The 19,778-nt window shown below is 64.7% G+C and carries 7 protein-coding genes; 3 read left to right on the top strand and 4 right to left on the bottom strand.

What is annotated here, in order from left to right; all coding sequences use genetic code 11:
* Positions 1 to 51 precede the first annotated feature (51 nt).
* Positions 52 to 12,948 (bottom strand): non-ribosomal peptide synthetase, encoded by a 12,897-nt coding sequence (locus J1N02_RS04675; RefSeq protein ID WP_421147200.1) that lies wholly within the window; start codon positions 12,946 to 12,948, stop codon positions 52 to 54.
* 51 nt (positions 12,949 to 12,999) lie between these two features.
* Positions 13,000 to 13,752 carry a thioesterase II family protein gene (locus tag J1N02_RS04680; protein WP_421147201.1) on the bottom strand — a complete coding sequence of 251 codons (753 nt, stop codon included), beginning with the start codon at positions 13,750 to 13,752 and terminating at the stop codon, positions 13,000 to 13,002.
* 302 nt (positions 13,753 to 14,054) lie between these two features.
* Between J1N02_RS04680 and J1N02_RS04685 the strand changes: the two genes are divergently transcribed.
* Positions 14,055 to 14,606 carry an RNA polymerase factor sigma-70 gene (locus tag J1N02_RS04685; RefSeq protein WP_027603895.1) on the top strand — a complete coding sequence of 184 codons (552 nt, stop codon included), beginning with the start codon at positions 14,055 to 14,057 and terminating at the stop codon, positions 14,604 to 14,606.
* A 2-nt stretch (positions 14,607 to 14,608) separates the two neighbouring features.
* Here the strand turns inward: J1N02_RS04685 and J1N02_RS04690 are convergent, their stop codons facing one another.
* Positions 14,609 to 15,397: a substrate-binding periplasmic protein gene (locus J1N02_RS04690; protein WP_051429302.1), complete on the bottom strand. Its 789-nt coding sequence runs from the start codon at positions 15,395 to 15,397 to the stop codon at positions 14,609 to 14,611.
* Positions 15,398 to 15,490: 93 nt separating this feature from the next.
* Entirely contained in the window at positions 15,491 to 16,114 is a 624-nt protein-coding gene (locus J1N02_RS04695) for a TetR/AcrR family transcriptional regulator (protein ID WP_027603893.1), read from the bottom strand.
* Positions 16,115 to 16,267: 153 nt separating this feature from the next.
* Between J1N02_RS04695 and J1N02_RS04700 the strand changes: the two genes are divergently transcribed.
* Together J1N02_RS04700 and J1N02_RS04705 are read left to right on the top strand one after the other, a co-directional pair.
* On the top strand, positions 16,268 to 18,046 hold the full coding sequence (locus J1N02_RS04700; RefSeq protein WP_108573783.1) for an acyclic terpene utilization AtuA family protein: 1,779 nt from the start codon (positions 16,268 to 16,270) through the stop codon (positions 18,044 to 18,046).
* Between the two features lie 101 nt (positions 18,047 to 18,147).
* Positions 18,148 to 19,764: an acyl-CoA carboxylase subunit beta gene (locus J1N02_RS04705; RefSeq protein WP_092355157.1), complete on the top strand. Its 1,617-nt coding sequence runs from the start codon at positions 18,148 to 18,150 to the stop codon at positions 19,762 to 19,764.
* Positions 19,765 to 19,778 lie beyond the last annotated feature (14 nt).

The following is a 19,778-nucleotide window of genomic DNA, read 5'->3' on the forward strand; positions in this document are numbered from 1 at the left end:
TCTGACGCCATCGGGGGCAAGCCCCGATGGCGTCCTGACAGACAGCGAAGATCAGAGCCCCTCCAACTCCGCCATCAAATCACTCAACCGATCCACCTTCTCCGCACTGATCTCATTGGCCGCCAGCCCCTCGATGTACGCGGCCAACTCCGCCACCGTGCTGCATTCGAACATCGCCCGCAGCGGCACATCCCGCTGCAGGGTCTTCTGCACGCGCGAGGCAATCTGCGTGGCCAGCAACGAGTGGCCGCCCAGTTCGAAGAAGTTGTCCTGCACGCCGACCCTGTCGACTTTCAGCACCTCGGCCCAGATCGCGGCCAAGGTGTTTTCCAGTTCGTTGCGTGGCGCCAGGTAGTCCTGGCTGTGCAACTGGCCGATCTCCAGTTCCGGCAGGGCCTTGCGGTCGAGTTTGCCGTTGGCGTTGAGCGGCAGGCGCTCGAGCCATAGCCAGTGCAGCGGCACCATATACTCCGGCAGTTCGGCGCGCAGGCGTTGCTTGATGCGGTCCAGGCGTTCGCCCGGATTCAGCCTCTCATCGGCGGCCACCAGGTAACCCACCAGATGCTTGCCGTTGACGCCTTCCTGCACGCCCACTGCCGCGTCGCGCACTAGGGGTTGTTCGTGCAGGCGCGCTTCGATTTCACCCAGCTCGATGCGGTAACCGCGAATCTTCACCTGATGGTCGATACGCCCGACGTACTCCAGCACGCCATCGCTGCGCCGCCGTGCCAGGTCGCCGGTGCGGTACAGGCGCTCGCCCGGTGCACCGAACGGGTTCGGCACAAACACCTGGGCGGTGCGCAGCGGATCGCTGACATACCCGCGGCCCACCCCGGTGCCGGCCACGCACAGCTCACCGACCGCCCCTTGGGGCACCAATTCCAGCGCACCATCCACCACGTACAAACGGTTATTGTCCGTCGGCGTACCAATCGGCAGGTAAGTGCCACGGGTGGACGCCAGGTCGACGCGGAAGAACGCCACATCGTCCGAACATTCCGCCGGGCCGTAGGCGTTGACCAGGCCGATCTCCGGGTAACGCAACAACCACTGGTGCGCCAGCTCCGGCGGCATCGCTTCACCGGTCGGCAGCATCCAGCGCAAACCGTCCAGGCTGATGCGATCCTGGGCCAGCATGCCCTGGATCAGCGACGGCACGCTTTCCAACACGGTGATGCCGTGTGCCTGCACATGGGCCAGCAAGCCCTGCGGATCGTGGGCGATGCTGTTCGGCACGATATCCACCCGTGCACCGAACAGCGGCGCGGCGAGGAATTGCCATACGGAAATATCGAAGCTTTGCGAGGCGGTCTGGGCGATCACATCCGCTGGCGTCAGGTCCATATACGGCACCTTGCTCAATTGGTTATTGAGCATGCCGCGCTGTTCGACCATCACGCCTTTGGGCAAGCCGGTGGAGCCCGAGGTGTAGATCACGTAGGCAAGGTTATCCGGGCCGCTGTAGATGCCAGGATTTTCCCCACGGGCAGGCACGTCCTCCCACACCAGCAACTGGCAGTCGACGCCGTCCAGCAGCTCGATGGCCTGCTCGCGGCACGCTTCGGTGCAGACCAGCAACGGTGTGCGACTCAGGTCGATGATGCGACTCAGGCGCTGGCTCGGCAGGCCCGGGTCCAACGGCAGGTAACCGGCACCGGCCTTGAAGCTGCCGATGATCATGCCCAGCAGGTCGAGGTTACGCTCGGCCAGCAACGCCACCGGTTGGTCCAGGCCGACGCCCGCCGCAATCAGTGCATGACCCAGGCCGTTACTGCGCCGGTTCAGCTCGTCATAGGTCCATTGCCGGTCCAGGCAACGGGCGGCGATGCGCTGCGGATGCGCGCTCACCTGGGCTTCGAACAGCTCGATATAGCTGCGTTCCAGCGGGTAGGCGTGTTCGCTCTGGTTGCAGCCGTCCAACAGGAACGCGCGCTCCTGTTCGCCCATCAGTGGCAGGTCGGCCATGTCGCCATGGAAGCCCTGCACCAGCGCCAGCAGCAGGCGCTTGAACTCGCCGAGCATGCCTTGCACGGTGGTTTCGTCGAAGTAACGCTGGTCGTAGGACAGGTGCAGGCCGAGGTCATCCCCCGGGTAGCACACGGCGGTCAGCGGGAAATTGGTGTGGGTGCGGCCGGAGTCCGAGGTGGCATTCAGGCTGTCAGCGCGGTCCAGCACCGAGACTTCCACCGGGGCGTTTTCGAACACGAACAGGCTGTCGAACAGCGGCTGGCCCTTGGGCAGTTCGCTGTGTTCCTGGATCGTCACCAGCGGCAGGTATTCGTACTCGCGCAGTTGCATATTGCTGTCGAGCAACGCGTTCAACCACTGGCGTACGCTGCAACGCTGGTCGTCCTCGGGCAGCTTCACCCGCAGCGCAATGCTGTTGATAAACAGGCCGACGGTGCGTTGCATCTCAGGCATTTCCACCGGGCGCCCGGCCACGGTGACGCCGAACAGTACGTCACGCTCGCCGCTCAAGCGTCGCAGCACCAAGGCCCAGGCCGCCTGGGCAAAGGTGTTGACGGTAAGTTGATGGGCCTGGGCCAGTTCGCGCAGTTGCGCACCGTCACGGGGGTCGAGGCGGATGTAGCAGTCACCCACCACCATGCCGCCACTGTGGCCGGCATGTTCGCGCAGGAACGGCCGGTCGCTCGGGATCGGCGTGGTGCGCTCGAACCCTTGCAGGTTCTGCTGCCACCACTGGCGTGCTTCGGCCAGGTTCTGGCGTTGCAGCCAGGCGATGTAGTCGCGGTAGCGCGGCGGCGTGGCCAGCTGCGCTTCACGACCTTCGCCGAGGGCCATGTAGATATCGAAGAAGTCATTCATCAACAGCGAGCGGCACCAGGCATCGATCAGGATGTGGTGGTTGCTCATCATGAACCAGTAGCGCGCTTCACCGACGCGGATCAGGCGCAGGTGGAACGGCGCCTGGTTGAGCAGATCGAAACCGGCTTCGCGCTCGGCCTTGAGCAGCGCTTGCAGGCGCGGTTCCTGTTCGCTTTCCTGGTCGGCACTCCAATCCAGGTACTCGATCGGCGTGCTGCCCGGCTTGTGGATCACTTGCAGCATGTCTTCGCCGACGTTCCAGCAGAACGAGGCGCGCAAGGCTTCGTGGCGGGCGATCACCGCTTGCCAGGCCTGGGCGAAACGCTCGGGGTCCAGCGCGCTGTTGATGCGGTAGCGGTCCTGCATGTAGTAGAGGCCGGTGCCCGGCTCGAGCAGGGTGTGCAGCAGCAGGCCCTCTTGCATCGGGGTCAGCGGGTACACGTCTTCGATGGCGCCGGCCGGTACCGGCAAGCTGTCGAGTTGCGACTGGCTCAAGTGCGCCAGGGGGAAGTCGGACGGCGTGAGGCCGCCGGCGTTGTCCTCCAGGCAATGGGCGACCAACGCTTGCAGTTCGGCCAGGTAGGCCTGCGCCAGGTCCTGGATGGCCTGTGGGTCGTGGCGTTCGCGGCTGAAGGTCCAGCGCAGCACCAGTTCGCCGCCGTACACCTGGCTGTCCACGCTCAGTTCGTTGGGCAGCGGCGCATCCGGGTCATGGGCCAGGCCCGCCGATTCGTCCAGTGGGTGGAACAGTGCATCGGCGCCGAAGCTTTGGTCGAACTGGCCGAGGTAGTTAAAGGTGATCTGCGCACTCGGCAAGGCGGCCATGCTCTGTTTGCACAGGTCATCGGCGAGGTAACGCAGCACGCCATAGCCCAACCCTTTATGGGGCGCCGCACGCAGTTGTTCCTTGATCGCCTTGATCGAGTCGCCCTGCCCGGTTTGCGGGGTCAGGCGCAGTGGATAAGCGCTGGTGAACCAGCCGACGCTGCGGGTCAGGTCGATGTCGTCGAACAGGCTTTCGCGGCCATGGCCTTCGAGCTGGATCAGCGCCGACCCGTGCCCGCTCCAGCGGCACAGCACACGGGCCAGGGCGGTCAGCAGCAGGTCGTTGACCTGGGTGCGGTAGGCGCTCGGCGCCTGTTGCAGCAACTGGCGCGTGTGTTCGGCATCCAGGCGCACGCTGACGGTGTCGGCATCGCGGTTGCGCCGCGAACCGTGCGGGTGGGCCACAGGCAATACCGCGTCAGGGCCGGCCAATCGGTCCTGCCACAGGCTCAGCTCTTCACGCAGGGATTCGCTGCCGGCATACGCCTGCAAGCGCGCGGCCCAATCGCGCAGGGCGCTGGTCTTGGCCGGCAGGCTGACGGACTGGCCGTCGCTGAGCTGGCGGTAAACGTTTTGCAGGTCTTCGAGCAACACGCGCCACGACACACCGTCCACCACCAGGTGATGGATCGCGATCAGCAAGCGTTGCTGGCCTTGAGGGCCATCCACCAGCAAGGCGCGCACCAGCGGGCCGTGCTCCAGGTCGAGGCTGCGCTGGGTGTCGGTGAACAGCGCGGTGCACTGTTGCATGTCGCGCACTTGCGCCTGCATCAGCACGCCGCCTTTCGGCACGGCCAAGTGTTCGGCATGCCATTGCGCATCGCGCCGGGTGAAACTCAGGCGCAGGGCGTCGTGGTGCTCGAGTACCGCCAGCAACGCTTGCTCCAGTCGATGAGGCTCGAGCAGTTGCAGCGGCTTGAGCACCAACGCCTGATTCCAGTGCTGGCGCGCGGGAATATCGGTGTCGAAGAACCAGTGCTGGATCGGTGTAAGGCCCGAAGCGCCGGTGAGCACGCCTTGCTCGGCGCTGACCTGCTCGGAGCGCGTGGCCACCCCGGCCAGGGTTTGCACGGTCTGGTGCTGGAACAGGTCGCGGGGGCTGAAGTGAATCCCCGCCTGACGCGCGCGACTGACCACCTGGATCGACAGGATCGAATCGCCGCCCAGTTCAAAGAAGTTATCGTCGAGGCCGACCTGCTGCACGTTCAACACCGCGCACCAGATCGCCGCCAAGGTGCTTTCCAGCTCGTTGCGCGGCGCCACGTACTGTTGCCGATTGGCCTCGGGATCGGGTTGCGGCAGGGCGCGGCGGTCGAGCTTGCCGTTGGCGGTCAGCGGCATGCTGTCGAGTACGATCAGGTGCGCGGGTACCATGTAGTCCGGCAGTTGCGCCTTGAGATGAGCCTTGAGCGCCTCACGCAAGGTGCCGTGGTCGGCGTCGCTGACCAGGTACGCCACCAGTTGCCTGCCACTCGGCGAATCCAGCGCCAGCACCACCGCTTCGCGCACAGCTGCGTGTTCCAGCAGGCGGGTTTCGATCTCGCCCAGTTCGATCCGGAAACCGCGAATCTTCACCTGGTGGTCGATACGCCCCAGGTATTCCACCAGGCCATCGGCACGCTGGCGCACCAGGTCGCCGGTGCGATACAGGCGACCGCCCTGGCGGGCAAACGGGTCGGCGACAAACCGTTCGGCCGTCATCCCCGGACGTTCGTGGTAACCCTGGGCCAGACCGGCGCCGCCCACATACAACTCGCCGGTCGCGCCTTGCGGTACCAACGCCAGGTCGGCGTCGAGAATATAAGCCACGCGGTCGCCGATGATGCTACCGATCGGCACGCTGGCGGCGCCCTCTTCCAACTGCTGCGGCGCCAGGCTGGCCAGGGGCATCACCACGGTTTCGGTGGGCCCATAGGCATTGAAAAACACCTCGGGCTGGAACGCCGCACGGATACGCTGCAGGTGTTCGCCGGTCAGCGCTTCGCCGCCGGTGATGCACATGCGCACCGGCAAGGTCTGGTGCTGGGTTGCCAGCCACTGCGCCAACTGGCTGCCGTAGCTCGGGGTAAAACCGAGGATGTTGATGCGATGGGTACGGATCAGCCCGCAGATTTCCTCGGCATCCCACTGGCCCTGGGCGCGCAGGACCACCTGGGCACCGCTGAGCAGCGGCACCAGCAGACGCTCGGTGGCGGCGTCGAAGTTGATCGAATAGAAATGCAGCTCGCAATCGTCCGGGCGCATGCCGAAGCGCTCGATCACGGCCTGGCAATGCATGGCGATTTCACCGTGGGACACCACCACGCCCTTGGGTTTACCGGTGGAACCGGAGGTGTAGATCAGGTAGGCCTGATGTTGCGGCAAACTGATAAACGGCAGCTCGCCGGCCGGGTAATTGGCCAGCACCGGCAAGTCATCTTCCAGGCACCAGCAGGCCACGCTCGCCGGCAATTCGCCGAGGGCGTCGAACATCGCCGCATCGCTGAGCAGCAGGCCGATGCCGCTGTCTTCGATCATGTAGTGCAGGCGGTCCAGCGGGTATTCCGGGTCCAGCGGCACATAGGCGCCACCGGCCTTGAGGATCGCCAGCAGGCCGATGACCATTTCCAGCGAGCGCGGCAGCGCCAGGCCGACCCGCACCTGCGGGCCGACGCCGCGCTCGCGCAGCATCCAGGCCAGGCGGTTGGCGCGGGCGTCGAGTTCAGCGTAGGTGAGGGTCACACCGGCAAAGGTCAGCGCCGGGGCATCGCCACGCTTGAGCGCCTGCTGGCTGAACAGTTGCTGGAGGCACTGGTCGAGGCGATGCTCGCCCGCCTCCACGCCCAGGCTGTCCTGCAACGCGCGTTGCTCGGTGGCGCTCAGCAACGGCAGTTCGCTGAGACGTTGTTGCGGGTTGGCGATCAACGCTTCGAGCAGGTTGCGCCAATGCTCGGCCATGCGCGCGATGCGCGGTTCATCGAACAAATCGGTGCTGTAGGTCAGGCAGCAACCCAGGCGATGGTCGAGGTCGGTGACTTCCAGGTTGAGGTCGAACTTGGTCGCGCGGGCATCGTTGGCCAGGTATTCGACGGTCATGCCGGCCAGTTGGCGGCTCTGCTGGAATTCCCAGCGCTGCACGTTGCACATCACCTGGAACAACGGGTTGTACGCCGCGCTGCGCGGCGGTTGCAGGGCTTCCACCAGGTGGTCGAACGGCAGGTCCTGATGGGATTGGCCTTCGATCACCGTGTGACGGACCTGCTCGAACAGCTCGGCGACACGCATCTGCCCCGTGAGCTGGCAACGCAGTACCTGGGTGTTGAGGAACGCGCCGATCAGCCCTTCGCTTTCCGGGCGAATGCGGTTGGCCACCGGCGCGCCGATACGCAGGTCGGTCTGGCCGCTGTAGCGATAGAGCAACACGGCCAGGGTGGCGGTCATGGTCATGAACAGGGTCAGGCCACGTTCGGCGTTGAAGGCACGCACACGGGCGGCCAGATCGTCGCTGAGGTCGAAGCGGTACAGCTCGCCCCGGTGACTTTGCACCGGTGGCCGTGGGCGGTCGCCGGGCAATTCGAGCAGTGGGTGTTCGTTGCCCAGTTGCGCGGTCCAGTAGTCCAATTGGCGTTGGCGTTCGCCGGACTCCAGCCACTGACGTTGCCACACGCTGTAGTCCAGGTACTGCACCGGCAACGGTGCCAGCGGCGACAGGCGCTCATCGATAAAGGCTTCGTACAGCGCGCTGAGTTCACGGGCAAAGATGTCCATGGCCCAGCCTTCGGTGACGATATGGTGCAGGGTCAGCACCAGGTAGTGCTCCCGCTCACCGGCCTTGACCAGGCACGCACGCAGCAGCGGCCCGGTTTCCAGGTTGAACGGGGTGTGCGCCTCGTGGTCGGCCAGTCGCTGCAAACGCTGCTCGCGCTCGCCTTCGTTCAACGCCGACATATCCTGCCAGTCCATGCGCAGGCCGGTCTGCGCCGACACCTTTTGATAGGCCACGCCGTCGACACTCGGGAATGTAGTGCGCAGGGTTTCGTGGCGCATGACCAAGGCCTGCAACGCCGCCTCGAAACGCCCCACATCCAGCACGCCACGCAGGCGTGCCATGCCGCCGACGTTGTAGGCCGGGCTGTCCGGTTCCATCTGCCAGAGGAACCACATGCGCTGCTGGGAATACGACAACGGCACCGGCAGGCTGCGGTCGACGGTGGCGATTGCGGTTTGCTGGTTGCGTTGGCCGCTGGCCTGGATCACGCCGACTTGCTCGGCAAACGCCCCCAGCTCGCTGGCCTCGAACAAGGTGCGCAACGGCAACTCGACGTCGCACGCCTGGCGGGTGCGGGAGATGATTTGCGTGGCCAGCAGCGAGTGGCCGCCGAGGGCGAAAAAGTCATCGCGCAGGCCGATTGCTGCCAAGCCGAGCACTTCGCGCCAGATCGCTGCAATCTGCTGCTGCAAGGGTGTTTCGGGCTCGATGTGTTCGCGGGTTTGCCACACCGGCGCCGGTAATGCGCGACGGTCGAGCTTGCCGCTGGGGCTCAGGGGCATCGCGTCCAGGCGCATCAGTTGCGCGGGCACCATGTACTCCGGCAGCTCGGCGGCCAGGGCGGCTTTGACGTCCTGTTCGTCCAAGGCGGCATGGGCGGTGTAGTAACCGATCAACTGCGCATCGCGCACCAGCACCACGGCCTGGGCGACACCGTCCAGGGCCAGCAGGCGCGCTTCGATTTCTTCCGGTTCCACCCGGAAACCGCGCAGCTTGACCTGCTGGTCGAGACGGCCGAGGTATTCGAGCACGCCATCCGCACTCCAGCGTGCACGGTCACCGCTGCGATACAGGCGCGCGCCCGCCTCGCCCAGCGGGTCGGCGACAAAGCGCTCGGCGGTCAAGCCGGCACGCCCAAGGTAACCACGGGCCAGGCCGATACCGCCGATGCACAGTTCACCCGGCACACCGGCCGGCAACGGGTTGAGCTGCTCGTCCAGCACGCGGCAGATCACATTGCCCAGTGGTCGGCCAATCGGCGAACGCTCGCCATCGTCAGCAGTGCAATGCCAGTGGGTGACGTTGATCGCGGTCTCGGTCGGGCCATAACGGTTGTGCAATTGCACCGCCGGCAACTGCGCCAATACGCGATTGCGCAACTCGGCAGGCAAGGCTTCGCCACCGGAGAACAGGCGACGCAGGCTGGTGCACTCGGGCACCAGCGGTTCGTCGATAAACAGCTGCAACAGCGGCGGCACGAAGTGCAGCGTGGTCACGCCGTGCGCCTGCACCAACTGCGCGATGCGGTGCGGATCGCGGTGCTCGCCAGGACCGGCCAGCACCAGGCGGCAGCCGGTGATCAGCGGCCAGAAGCATTCCCACACCGACACGTCGAAACTGATCGGTGCCTTTTGCATCAGCACGTCGCTGTCATTGAGTTGATAGGTGGCCTGCATCCACTGCAAGCGCTCGGCCAGGGCCGCATGGGTATTGCCCACGCCCTTGGGCTGGCCGGTGGAGCCGGAGGTGTAGATCACATAGGCGAGGTTGTCGCCATCGAGGTGCAGGCCGGGCGGCTGGGTCGGCCAGCTGTCGAGGTGCAGGCTGTCCATGGCAATCACGCACACGCCTTCGGCACTCGGCACACGGTCCAGCAATGCGGTCTGGGTCAACAGCAGGTGCACGCCGCTGTCCTTGAGCATGTAGGCCAGGCGCTCGGCGGGGTAATCCGGGTCCAGCGGCACATAGGCGCCACCGGCCTTGATGATCGCCAGCAGGCCCACCAGCAACTGCGGCGAACGTTCGGCGGCGATGGCTACGCACACGTCCGGGCCGACGCCTTTGTCGCGCAGGTAATGGGCCAGGCGGTTGGCCTGGGTGTGCAGTTGGGCGAAGGTCAGGCTGCCGTCCTGCCAGACCAGCGCGGTGTTGTCCGAGGTGTGTTGATTGAGCAGTTCGGGCAACCATTGTTGAGCCGGTGCGCACGGCGCCTGGCTCCACGCTTGCTGTTCGTCCTGCGGCATCAGCTGGAGGTCACCGATGGCCTGTTGCGGCTGTTCGCACACGGCCTGCAGCAGGTGGATGAAGTGCGCGGCCAGGCGCTGGATGGTCGCGCTGTCGAACAGTTCGTCGGCGTAGTCGAAGGACAGGCTCAGGCGCCCGTTGCGGTCTTCTTCGCTGTGCAGCTGCAGGTCGAACTTGGCTTCGCGGCTGTGCCAGGGCAGCTCATCGGCGAGCATCCCCGGCAGGCGGCGCAAGGCGCTGAGGTCGCGCTGCAGGTGGTTGAACATGACCTGGAACAGGCCCTGTTCGCGGGCTTGCGGGAAGGCTTCCAACAGTTGCTCGAACGGCAGGTCCTGATGGGCCTGGGCGCCCAACGCAGTGTGGCGGGTGGCGGCCAGCAGCTCAGTGAAAGGCAGGCGCCCGTCCAGCTCGGCACGCAGCACCAGGGTGTTGATAAAGAAGCCGATCAGGCCTTGGGTTTCCTGGCGCGGGCGGTTGGCGTTGGGCACGCCGATGCGGATATCGCGCTGGCCGCTGTAGCGGTAGAGCAAGGTCTGGAACGCCGCCAGCAACAGCATGAACGGCGTGGACTCGTGGGCCTGGGCGGTCTGGCGAATCGCCTCGCTGAGGCTGACACTCAGGCGCACACTATGGCGCGATGCGCTGTGGCGTTGCCGGGCCGCACGCGGGTGGTCGGTGGCCAGGCTCAGGGTCGGGTGCTCGTCGCCCAACTGCGCTTTCCAGTACGCCAGTTGGCGCTGGCCTTCACCGTCGGCCAGCCATTGGCGCTGCCAGCTGCCGTAGTCGGCGTACTGCAAGGCCAGTGGCGGCAACGCCAGGGCCTGGCCCTGGCTTGCGGCGGCGTACAGGCGCGAGAACTCGTCGATGAGGATATTCAACGACCAGCCATCGGCGATGATGTGATGCAGGGTCACCAGCAACTGGTGATCGTCCTCGTCCAGGCGCACCAGGGTCACCCACAGCAGCGGGCCTTTTTCCAGGTCGAACAGGGTGCGGGCTTCGTCCTCACGGATCTGTTGCGCGCGAGCCTCACGCTCGGCGACGGGCAAGTCGCTGAGATCGATAACCTGCAGGTCAAAATCGCTATTGGCGTCCACACGCTGGAAGCCCTGGCCATCGCGCTCATAGAAGCGGGTGCGCAGGGCTTCGTGGCGCTGGATCAGGTACTGGAAGCTCGAGCGCAGCGCGTCTTCATCCAGCTCGCCACGCAAACGCAAGGCGCCAGGGATGGTGTAGGCGCTGCTTTGCGGGTCCAGTTGCCAGGTGATCCACAGGCGGTTCTGGGCCAGGGATTGGGGCAGTTCGTCCTGGCGCGACAACGGGCGGATCGCACCTTGGGCAATGCCGCCGTCCTGTTGCAGTTGCGCCACGCCGGCGGCGAACCCGGACAACGTCGGCGCCTCGAACAGCAGGCGCAGGTTCAGCTCCAGGCCGAGGGTTTCCCGCAGGCGCGCCACCACCTGGGTGGCGGTGATGGAGTTGCCGCCGAGCAGGAAGAAGTGGTCGTCGGCCGCCACCGTGGCGACCTGCAACTGCTCGCGCCAGATAGCGGCGATCCGGCTTTGCAATTCGGATTCCAGTGCAACAGTGCTCGCCTGGGCATGCAGATCGGGGAACTGCGCGTAGCAGTCGAGGCTGCCGTCGGCCTGCCGAAGCGCGCACGCCGCACGCTGCACCTTGCCGCTGGAGGTCTTGGGCAAGCCGCCGGGATTGAGCAATACCACCACGCACGGCGCCTCTTGGTAGGCCTCGGCCACCGCCTGGCGGATGGCTTTGATCAACGCTTCAGGCGGCAGGATCTTCTGCACGCTGCGGCTGATTTCCGCGGCGATGCCGATGCCTTCCAGGCCGTTGTCATTCACCGCAAACGCCGCGACCCGGCCCTTGCGCACCACTTCCACTTCGCGCTCGATGGTCTGTTCGATGTCCTGGGGGTAGAGGTTATGGCCGCGCACGATCAGCAGGTCTTTCAGGCGACCGGTGATGTATACCTCACCCTCGCGGATAAAGCCCAGGTCACCGGTGCGCAGCCAGGTGCGGCCGGCATGCTGCACGAAGGTCTTGGCACTGGCTTCCGGGTTGCGCCAGTAGCCGTGGGCGATGCTCGGGCCGCTGGCCCAGAGTTCGCCGACGCAGTTGTCGGCCAGCTCGCTCAGTGTGTGCGGGTCGGCGATCAGCACCGCGTGTTCCGGCTGGGAGGTGCCGCAACTCATGATCGCACTGCCCTGCCCCGGCTCGGCGCGGTTGGCGGCCAGGGCCTGCTCGTCAATGCGCAGCGCCGGGATGCCATGTCCACGCCGGCCGCCGGCGACAAACAGGGTGGCTTCGGCCAGGCCGTAGGAGGCGAAGAAACTATCCGAGGTAAACCCGCAGGCGGCGAACTTCTCGGCGAAGCGCTCGAGGGTGTCGAGGCGGATCGGTTCGGAGCCGGAATAGGCCACGCGCCAGTTGCTCAAGTCCAGGCGTTCCAGGGCCGACTCACTGACCCGCTCGCTGCACAGGCGGTAGGCGAAATCCGGCCCGCCGCTGATGGTGCCGCGGTATTCGCTGATCGCTTCAAGCCAGCGCAATGGCCGGCCGAGGAAATAGGCCGGCGACATCAACACGCACGGCACGCCGCTGAAAATCGGTTGCAGCAGGCCGCCGATCAGGCCCATGTCGTGGTACAGCGGCAGCCAGCTGACGATCACGTCGTCAGGGTTCAGGTCGATGCCAAAGCCGCGCCGGATCAGCACTTCGTTGGCCACCAGGTTGCCGTGGCTGACTTGCACGCCCTTGGGCAACGCGGTGGAGCCGGAGGTGTATTGCAGGAAGGCGATGTCGTCGGGATGCAGGTCGGGGGCATTCCAGGCGCTGGCGATCTGTGCGTCGAGGGTGTCGACACTCAGCACCGGCGGCGCGTTTTCGATCTGCGCGAGGCCCTCGGCCAGGCTGGCGATGGTCAGCAACAGGCGCGGTTCGGCGTCACCGATAATCGACAGCAAGCGCTCCTGGTGATGACGGCGGGTGGACTCCGGCGGGTAGGCCGGCACCGCGATCACCCCGGCGTACAGGCAGCCGAAGAACGCCGCGACGTAGTCCGGGCCACTGGGGAACAGCAGCACCGCACGGTCGCCCTGTGCCGCATTGGCCTGGAGGGCGGCGGCGATGGTGCGGGCGCGTTGGTCCAGGTCACGGTAACTGAGTACCACGTTGTGCTCGGCCGACTCGGCGAGGAAGCGCAGGGCGACCTGGTCCGGGGCCTGGGCGGCGCGACGTTGAAGGGACTCGACCAGGGTGCGGGGAAGTTCGAAGGCGTCCATCATGGGGTTCCTGCCTGAAATCGGCTTGCGGGAAATTCGGGAATGGGAGAGCGATCAGCCGGCGGCCAGTTGCCGCGCCGCGCCATTGCGCCAGCGGGCCAGGTGTTCGTCGGCATAGCGCCGCACGCAGCGCAATACGGCGCTTTCGTGCTGGATAAGGAAGAAGTGGTGGCCGTCGAACATGTCCAGGGAAAAACCGCTGGCGGCATCGAGCTGCCAGTCGAGCAACTGGTCGGTGCGCACGCTGTCCTGCTTGCCGCCGAACACATGGATCGGCAGGTCCAGCGGCTTGCGCTCGCCGTAGGTGAAGCTGCCGCACAGCAGGAAATCGGCGCGCAGGATCGGCAGCATCAACTGCATCAACTCGGGATTGGCCAGGGCTTCTTCGGCAGTGCCTTGCAGTTCGCGCAGACGGGCGATCAGTTGCGCGTCGGTCTTTTCGATGGCGTATTCGCTGACATCGCGGCGGGCCGGGCCGGCCGTGCCGGAGGCGAACAGCGCCAGCGGCGCAGGGACATTCCGTGCCTTTAACGCGTGGGCCAATTCAAAGGCCAGCAGACCGCCGAGGCTATGGCCGAACAACGCATAAGGGCCGCTCAAGTCGCGACTGATTTCCTCCGCGAGCTGCGCCGCCAAGGCCTTGATATCGCGTTGCAGAGGCTCGTCCATGCGCATGCCCCGTCCAGGCAATTCCAGCGGGCACACCTGCAGCCACTCCGGCAACGTGCGGCGCCAACGCGCGTAAACCATGGCGCTGGCGCCCGAATAGGGCAGGCAGAACAGGCGCAGTCGAGTCGGCGTAGTCATCCCGCGGCGACTCCAAACTGAAACACGCTGTGTGCACGATAAAAACCCATGTCGTCCTCCTGCGGGTGCTGATCCTTGGCCGCTTGACTAACGGCCCTGTCACCCAGAAGAACGGACGGCACCGGCAAATAATTAGTCGCCGGGTACCTGCGAGACGTGGTTCACACCTAACAAGAAAGCATAAGATTAGTTCGTCTTCTCATTTGACAATCATTATCATTCAGCATAATTTGTTGCCCGATGTGTAGGAGGCCTCAGCAAGGACGCCCTCCCCTAACCTCTTTTGCGACAAGGTGATTTCCATGACGGAACAAGTATCCACAGGCAGGTGCGACTCACCGCTTCTCCAGGCATTTGTCGACAATCGACTGATTCTGGTGAAGATTGCGGCACGTATTACCGGGTGCCGCTCCCGTGCCGAAGATGTAGTGCAGGACGCCTACTTCCGCCTGCAATCGGCGCCGACGATCACGTCATCGTTCAAGGCCCAACTGAGTTATCTGTTCCAGATCGTGCGCAACCTGGCGATCGATCACTACCGCAAGCAGGCCCTGGAACTCAAATATTCCGGGACGGAAGAGGAAGGCTTGAATGTGGTCATTCACGGCGCTTCACCGGAAACCTCCCACATCAATTTCAACACCCTGGAAAACATCGCCGACGCCCTGACGGAGTTGCCCCAGCGCACCCGCTATGCGTTCGAGATGTACCGCCTGCACGGTGTGCCGCAAAAGGACATTGCCAAGGAGCTCGGGGTTTCACCGACGTTAGTGAACTTCATGATTCGCGATGCGCTGGTGCACTGCCGCAAGGTGTCCGGCAACCATAGCGATACGTTTGCACGGCGGGTGTGACCTCAGGGTACCGCCATCACATCGATGCGGTACGGCTCGAAAATCTTCAGCATCTCGCCGCTGTCGCGCAAGCGCTTGAGCAACGCCGAAAACGCCTCGCCCGTGATCGGCGCCTTGGGCCGCAGCAACGCGTAGTGGTGATAGACCTGGTCGATGCGCTCCGAGACCAGGAACTGCCCGGCCATATCCGCATTGCGCACCATGAAGTCACTCAAGTACGAACGGGTTACCAAGGCGATGTCCGCACGCCCGCGCGCAACCATCAGCAGGTTGCTGTCATGGGAATAGGTCAAGGTGGCGTTGAAGTGCTCGGCCAAGTACTTGGGGTCGGGGTTGAAGTTGGCAAAGGCGTAGTGATAGCCGCTGAACACGGCCAGGCGTTTCCCGGCAAGGTCGGCGAAATAGTCCTGGCCTCGACCGGGCTCACGCTGGGCGACGAAGATTTCCGCATCTTCCAGGCCCATGTCGATGCTGGTGTGGGCAACCTTCTGCCAGCCCCAATCGGGATTTTCGAAGATGGCCATGTCGATACGGCCTTGTTCGAAATCACGAAAACGCCGAGGGATGGAGGTGGGTACCAGCACAAACTGGTAGTCGGTTTGCGAGGCGTTCAGGGCCTCCACCAATTGAGGCAACAGACCGGTGTCGGCGCCTTGCTCCGGGCGCACGGTGTAGGGCGGAAAATGCGCCGCGCCGATACGCACCAGTTGCGCAGCCGAAGCCGGCAACCACGCTGCGGTGCCGAGTGCCCATAAAGTAAGTCCTGCAGCCAACCGCCATGGCGATAACATCAAGGCACACACCGTTCAATACATCGATGTCGATAAGCTAGGCGTTTTTGTCCAGCTAGACAACTTTCCACCGGAAAATTAATAGCTTGCGCCTCAATCGGCCTTCAAAACCATCAACAAGGCTTCTTCGGCCAATTGCTCCAGGGTCAGGTTGCCCTCGGCGCGAAACCAGGTGGTGGTCCAGGACAAGGCTCCGGTGAGGAAGCGTCGCGCAATAAACACATCGCCCTTGATGTAACCCGCCGCCTTGGCCTCGCCCAACACCTGCAGCCAAATGTCTTCGTACACATCGCGCAGCGCCAGCACCTGGGCCTGGGCGTCGGTCGACAGCGAACGCCATTCATACACCAGCACCGCCATGGCCTCGCCGCTGCCACCCATGATCGACTGCAATTCGCAGCGAATCAGCGCCAGCACACGTTCGCGTACGGTGCTCGCCTCCTCGAGCGAGGCACGCATCAAGGCGGTGTTGTAGTGGATGGTTTCCTCCATCACCGCGCGCAGGATCTCGTCCTTGCTCTTGAAGTGATGAAAGATACTGCCGGACTGGATGCCCACGGCACTGGCCAGGTCGCGCACGGTGGTGCGTTCAAAGCCCTTGTTGCGAAACAGGTGCGCCGCGGTTTGCAGCAACTTGCCCCGGGCACTGTCGGGGTCGGTCAATTGGCCGCCGTCGACCATGGTGCGCATCACCCGCAGGGCTTTGTGCTCATCCATGCTGCTCTCCTCTACTTCTACTGACGTCTTGGCCGGCAATTTAGGCCGTGCCAGTCACCCAAGCAAGCGCTTGGGCAAAACTTGTGACCGGAGTTTACAAACCAAGCGCTTGCTTGGTATTCTCGTTGCCAGCCATTCGAGGAAGGATTTCTCATGAGCAAGACGGTTCGTATCGGCTGCGCCAGCGCCTTCTGGGGTGACACCTGCAGCGCGGCCGCGCAGTTGGTGCACGGCGGCAAGCTGGACTACCTGGTGTTCGACTACCTGGCGGAAGTCACGATGTCGATCCTCGCCGGTGCACGGATGAAAGATCCCCAGGCCGGCTACGCCACGGATTTCGTCGAGGTGCTCACACCGCTGCTGGCCGAGATCCAGCGCCAGGGCATCCGCGTGATCAGCAATGCCGGCGGCATCCACCCCCAGGCCTGCGCCGCCGCCCTGCAAGCTGCCTGCGATACAGCCCAGGTGCCGTTGAAAATCGCCGTGCTGCTGGGCGATGACCTGCAACCCCGGCTCAAGCACCTGCACGGCATCACCGACATGTTCAACGGCGCGCCGCTGCCCCCCCTGTGCGTCTCCGCCAATGCCTACCTCGGCGCACCGGGCATTGCCCAGGCGCTGCAACTGGGCGCGGACATCGTCATCACCGGCCGGGTGGTCGACAGCGCGGTGGTCAGCGCGGCACTGGTGCATGAATTCGGTTGGTCGTGGCAGGACTACGACCGCCTGGCCCAGGCCGCGTTGGCCGGGCATATCATCGAATGCGGCGCGCAGTGTACCGGCGGCAACTTCACCGACTGGCGCGACGTGCCCGACTACGAGCACATCGGCTTTCCCATCGTCGAAGTCAACGCCGAAGGCCAGTTCACGGTCAATAAAGTCGAGGGCAGCGGTGGCCTGATCAGCGAACTGAGCGTGGCCGAACAGCTGCTGTATGAAATCGGCGACCCACATGTGTATCTGCTGCCCGATGTGATCTGCGATTTCAGCCAGGTGAAGTTGCAGCAGCAAGGCAAAAACTGCGTACGCCTGCACGGCGCCAAGGGGTTGCCGCCAACGCACCAGTACAAGGTCAGCGCCACGTACCCGGAAGGCTTTCGCTGCACCGCCAGTTGCCTGATCGCCGGGATAGACGCGGTGGCCAAGGCCGAGCGGGTCAGCCAGGCGATCATCAACAAGACCTCGGAACTGTTCAGCCAGCGCGGCTGGGCGCCCTACACCGACGTAAATATCGAACTGCTGGGCAGCGAAGCGACGTATGGCCCCCGCGCCCTGCGCCACGACTGCCGCGAGGTGGTGGTCAAGCTGGCGGTGCGCCACCCGAGCAAGCCGGCCCTGGTGCTGTTCGCCCGCGAGATCGCCCAGGCGGCCACGGGCATGGCGCCAGGGCTGACCGGGATTGTCGGCGGGCGGCCGACGGTGTACCCGCTGATCCGCTTGTTCTCGTTCCTGATCGATAAGGCCGCCTGTGAGGTGGTAGTCGACTTCCAGGGCCAACGCCACGTCTGCACGCTGCCCATCGCCGACGCGCCGATCCTGCCTGCCGCCCCGATGGATCCGCCCCAGCCCCAAGGCCGCGCCGACGCCAGCGTGGCGTTGGTGAAACTCGCCGTGGCACGCTCCGGCGACAAGGGCAACCACAGCAATATCGGGGTCATCGCCCGCGCCCCCGAGTACCTGCCGTGGATTGCCGAAGCGCTGACGCCAGAGGTGCTCGTCGACTGGATGGGCCATGTGCTCGACCCCGTGCACGGCCGCGTTGAACGCTGGTATTTGCCCGGCAGCCACAGCCTCAATTTCCTGCTGGAAAACGCCCTGGGCGGCGGCGGTATCGCCAGCCTGCGCATCGACCCCCAGGGCAAGGCCTTCGCCCAGCAGCTGTTGGAAATCCCCATCGCTGTGCCGCAACACATTGCCGATCAACTCACGTAAAGGAGCATTGCCGTGGCCTTCGACTCGATCTTCAAAGCCGGCCTGTTCCAGGGCTACACCGTGATCGTCAGCGGCCGCGACACAAGGCGGAGCAATAAACCATGCCGCTGATTGACAGCCTGATCGATCCCCACAGCCCGCAGTTCGCCCAGAACCGCGCCGCCATGCTGGAAGGCATCCAACACCTGCGCCAGTTGGAACAGACCCTGCTGGGCAAGGCCGAGGAGGCCAGGCCCAAGTTCGAAAAACGCGGCCAACTGCTGCCCCGCGAGCGCCTCAACCTGCTGCTGGACCCGGGCGCGCCGTTCCTGGAACTGGCGAGCCTGGCCGGCTACAAGCTGCATGATGACAAGGACGGCAGCGCCGCCGGCGGGGGGTTGATCGCCGGCATCGGCTACGTCAGCGGCGTGCGCATGCTGGTGGTGGCCAATAACAGCGCGATCAAGGGCGGCACCGTTTCGCCCTCCGGCCTGAAAAAATCCCTGCGCCTGCAACAGATCGCCATGGACAACAAACTACCGGTGGTGACCCTCGCCGAAAGCGGCGGCGCCAACCTCAACTATGCCGCGGAGATTTTCATCGAAGGCGCGCGCAGCTTTGCCAACCAGGCGCGCATGTCGGCCATGGGCTTGCCGCAGATCACCGTGGTGCACGGCTCGGCCACGGCGGGTGGCGCGTACCAGCCAGGGCTGTCGGATTACGTGGTGGTGGTGCGCGGCAAGGCCAAGCTGTTCCTTGCCGGCCCGCCGCTGCTCAAGGCGGCGACCGGTGAAGTCGCCACCGATGAAGAATTGGGCGGTGCCGAAATGCATGCACAGATCGCCGGCACCGCCGAATACCTGGCGGAAAACGACGCCGATGGCGTGCGCATCGTGCGTGAAATCGTCAGCCTGTTGCCCTGGGATGAGCGCCTGCCGCTGGCGCCCAAACGCAATTACGCCGAGCCGCTGTACCCCATCGACGACCTGCTGGGGCTGATCCCCGCTGACCCGAAAAAGCCCTACGACGTGCGCGAGATCCTCGCGCGCCTGGCCGACGGTTCGCAGTTCCTCGAGTTCAAGGCAGCGTTCGACGCCCATACCGTCTGCGGCCATCTGCACATCCAGGGCCGCGCGGTCGGCGTGATCGGCAACAACGGCCCGATCACGCCCAAGGGCGCGAGCAAGGCGGCGCAGTTTATCCAGCTGTGTGACCAGAGCCGCACACCGCTGCTGTTCCTGCACAACACCACCGGCTTCATGGTGGGTACCGAAGCGGAGCAGCAAGGGGTGATCAAGCATGGCGCGAAGATGATCCAGGCGGTGGCCAACGCACGGGTGCCTAAACTCACGGTGGTGGTCGGTGGCTCCTACGGCGCCGGCAACTATGCAATGTGCGGTCGCGGCCTGGACCCACGTTTTATCTTCGCCTGGCCCAACAGCCGCACGGCGGTGATGGGCGGTGCCCAGGCGGGCAAGGTGCTGCGGATCGTCACCGAGGCCAAGCAGTTGAAAGACGGCCTGGTGCCGGATCCCAAGGTGCTGGACATGCTCGAACAGGTCACCGCGCAAAAACTCGACAGTCAGTCCACTGCCCTCTATGGCAGCGCGAACCTGTGGGATGACGGGCTGATAGACCCACGGGATACCCGTACCTTACTCGGCTTTCTGCTGGATATCTGTCACGAGGCCGACGTCCGCGAGTTGCAGCCCAACAGCTTCGGCATCGCGCGCTTCTAACCGGAGAACAAGAA

Origin of the sequence: Pseudomonas sp. NFX5, assembly GCF_049132125.1 — a bacterium.
GTDB lineage: Bacteria > Pseudomonadota > Gammaproteobacteria > Pseudomonadales > Pseudomonadaceae > Aquipseudomonas > Aquipseudomonas marginalis.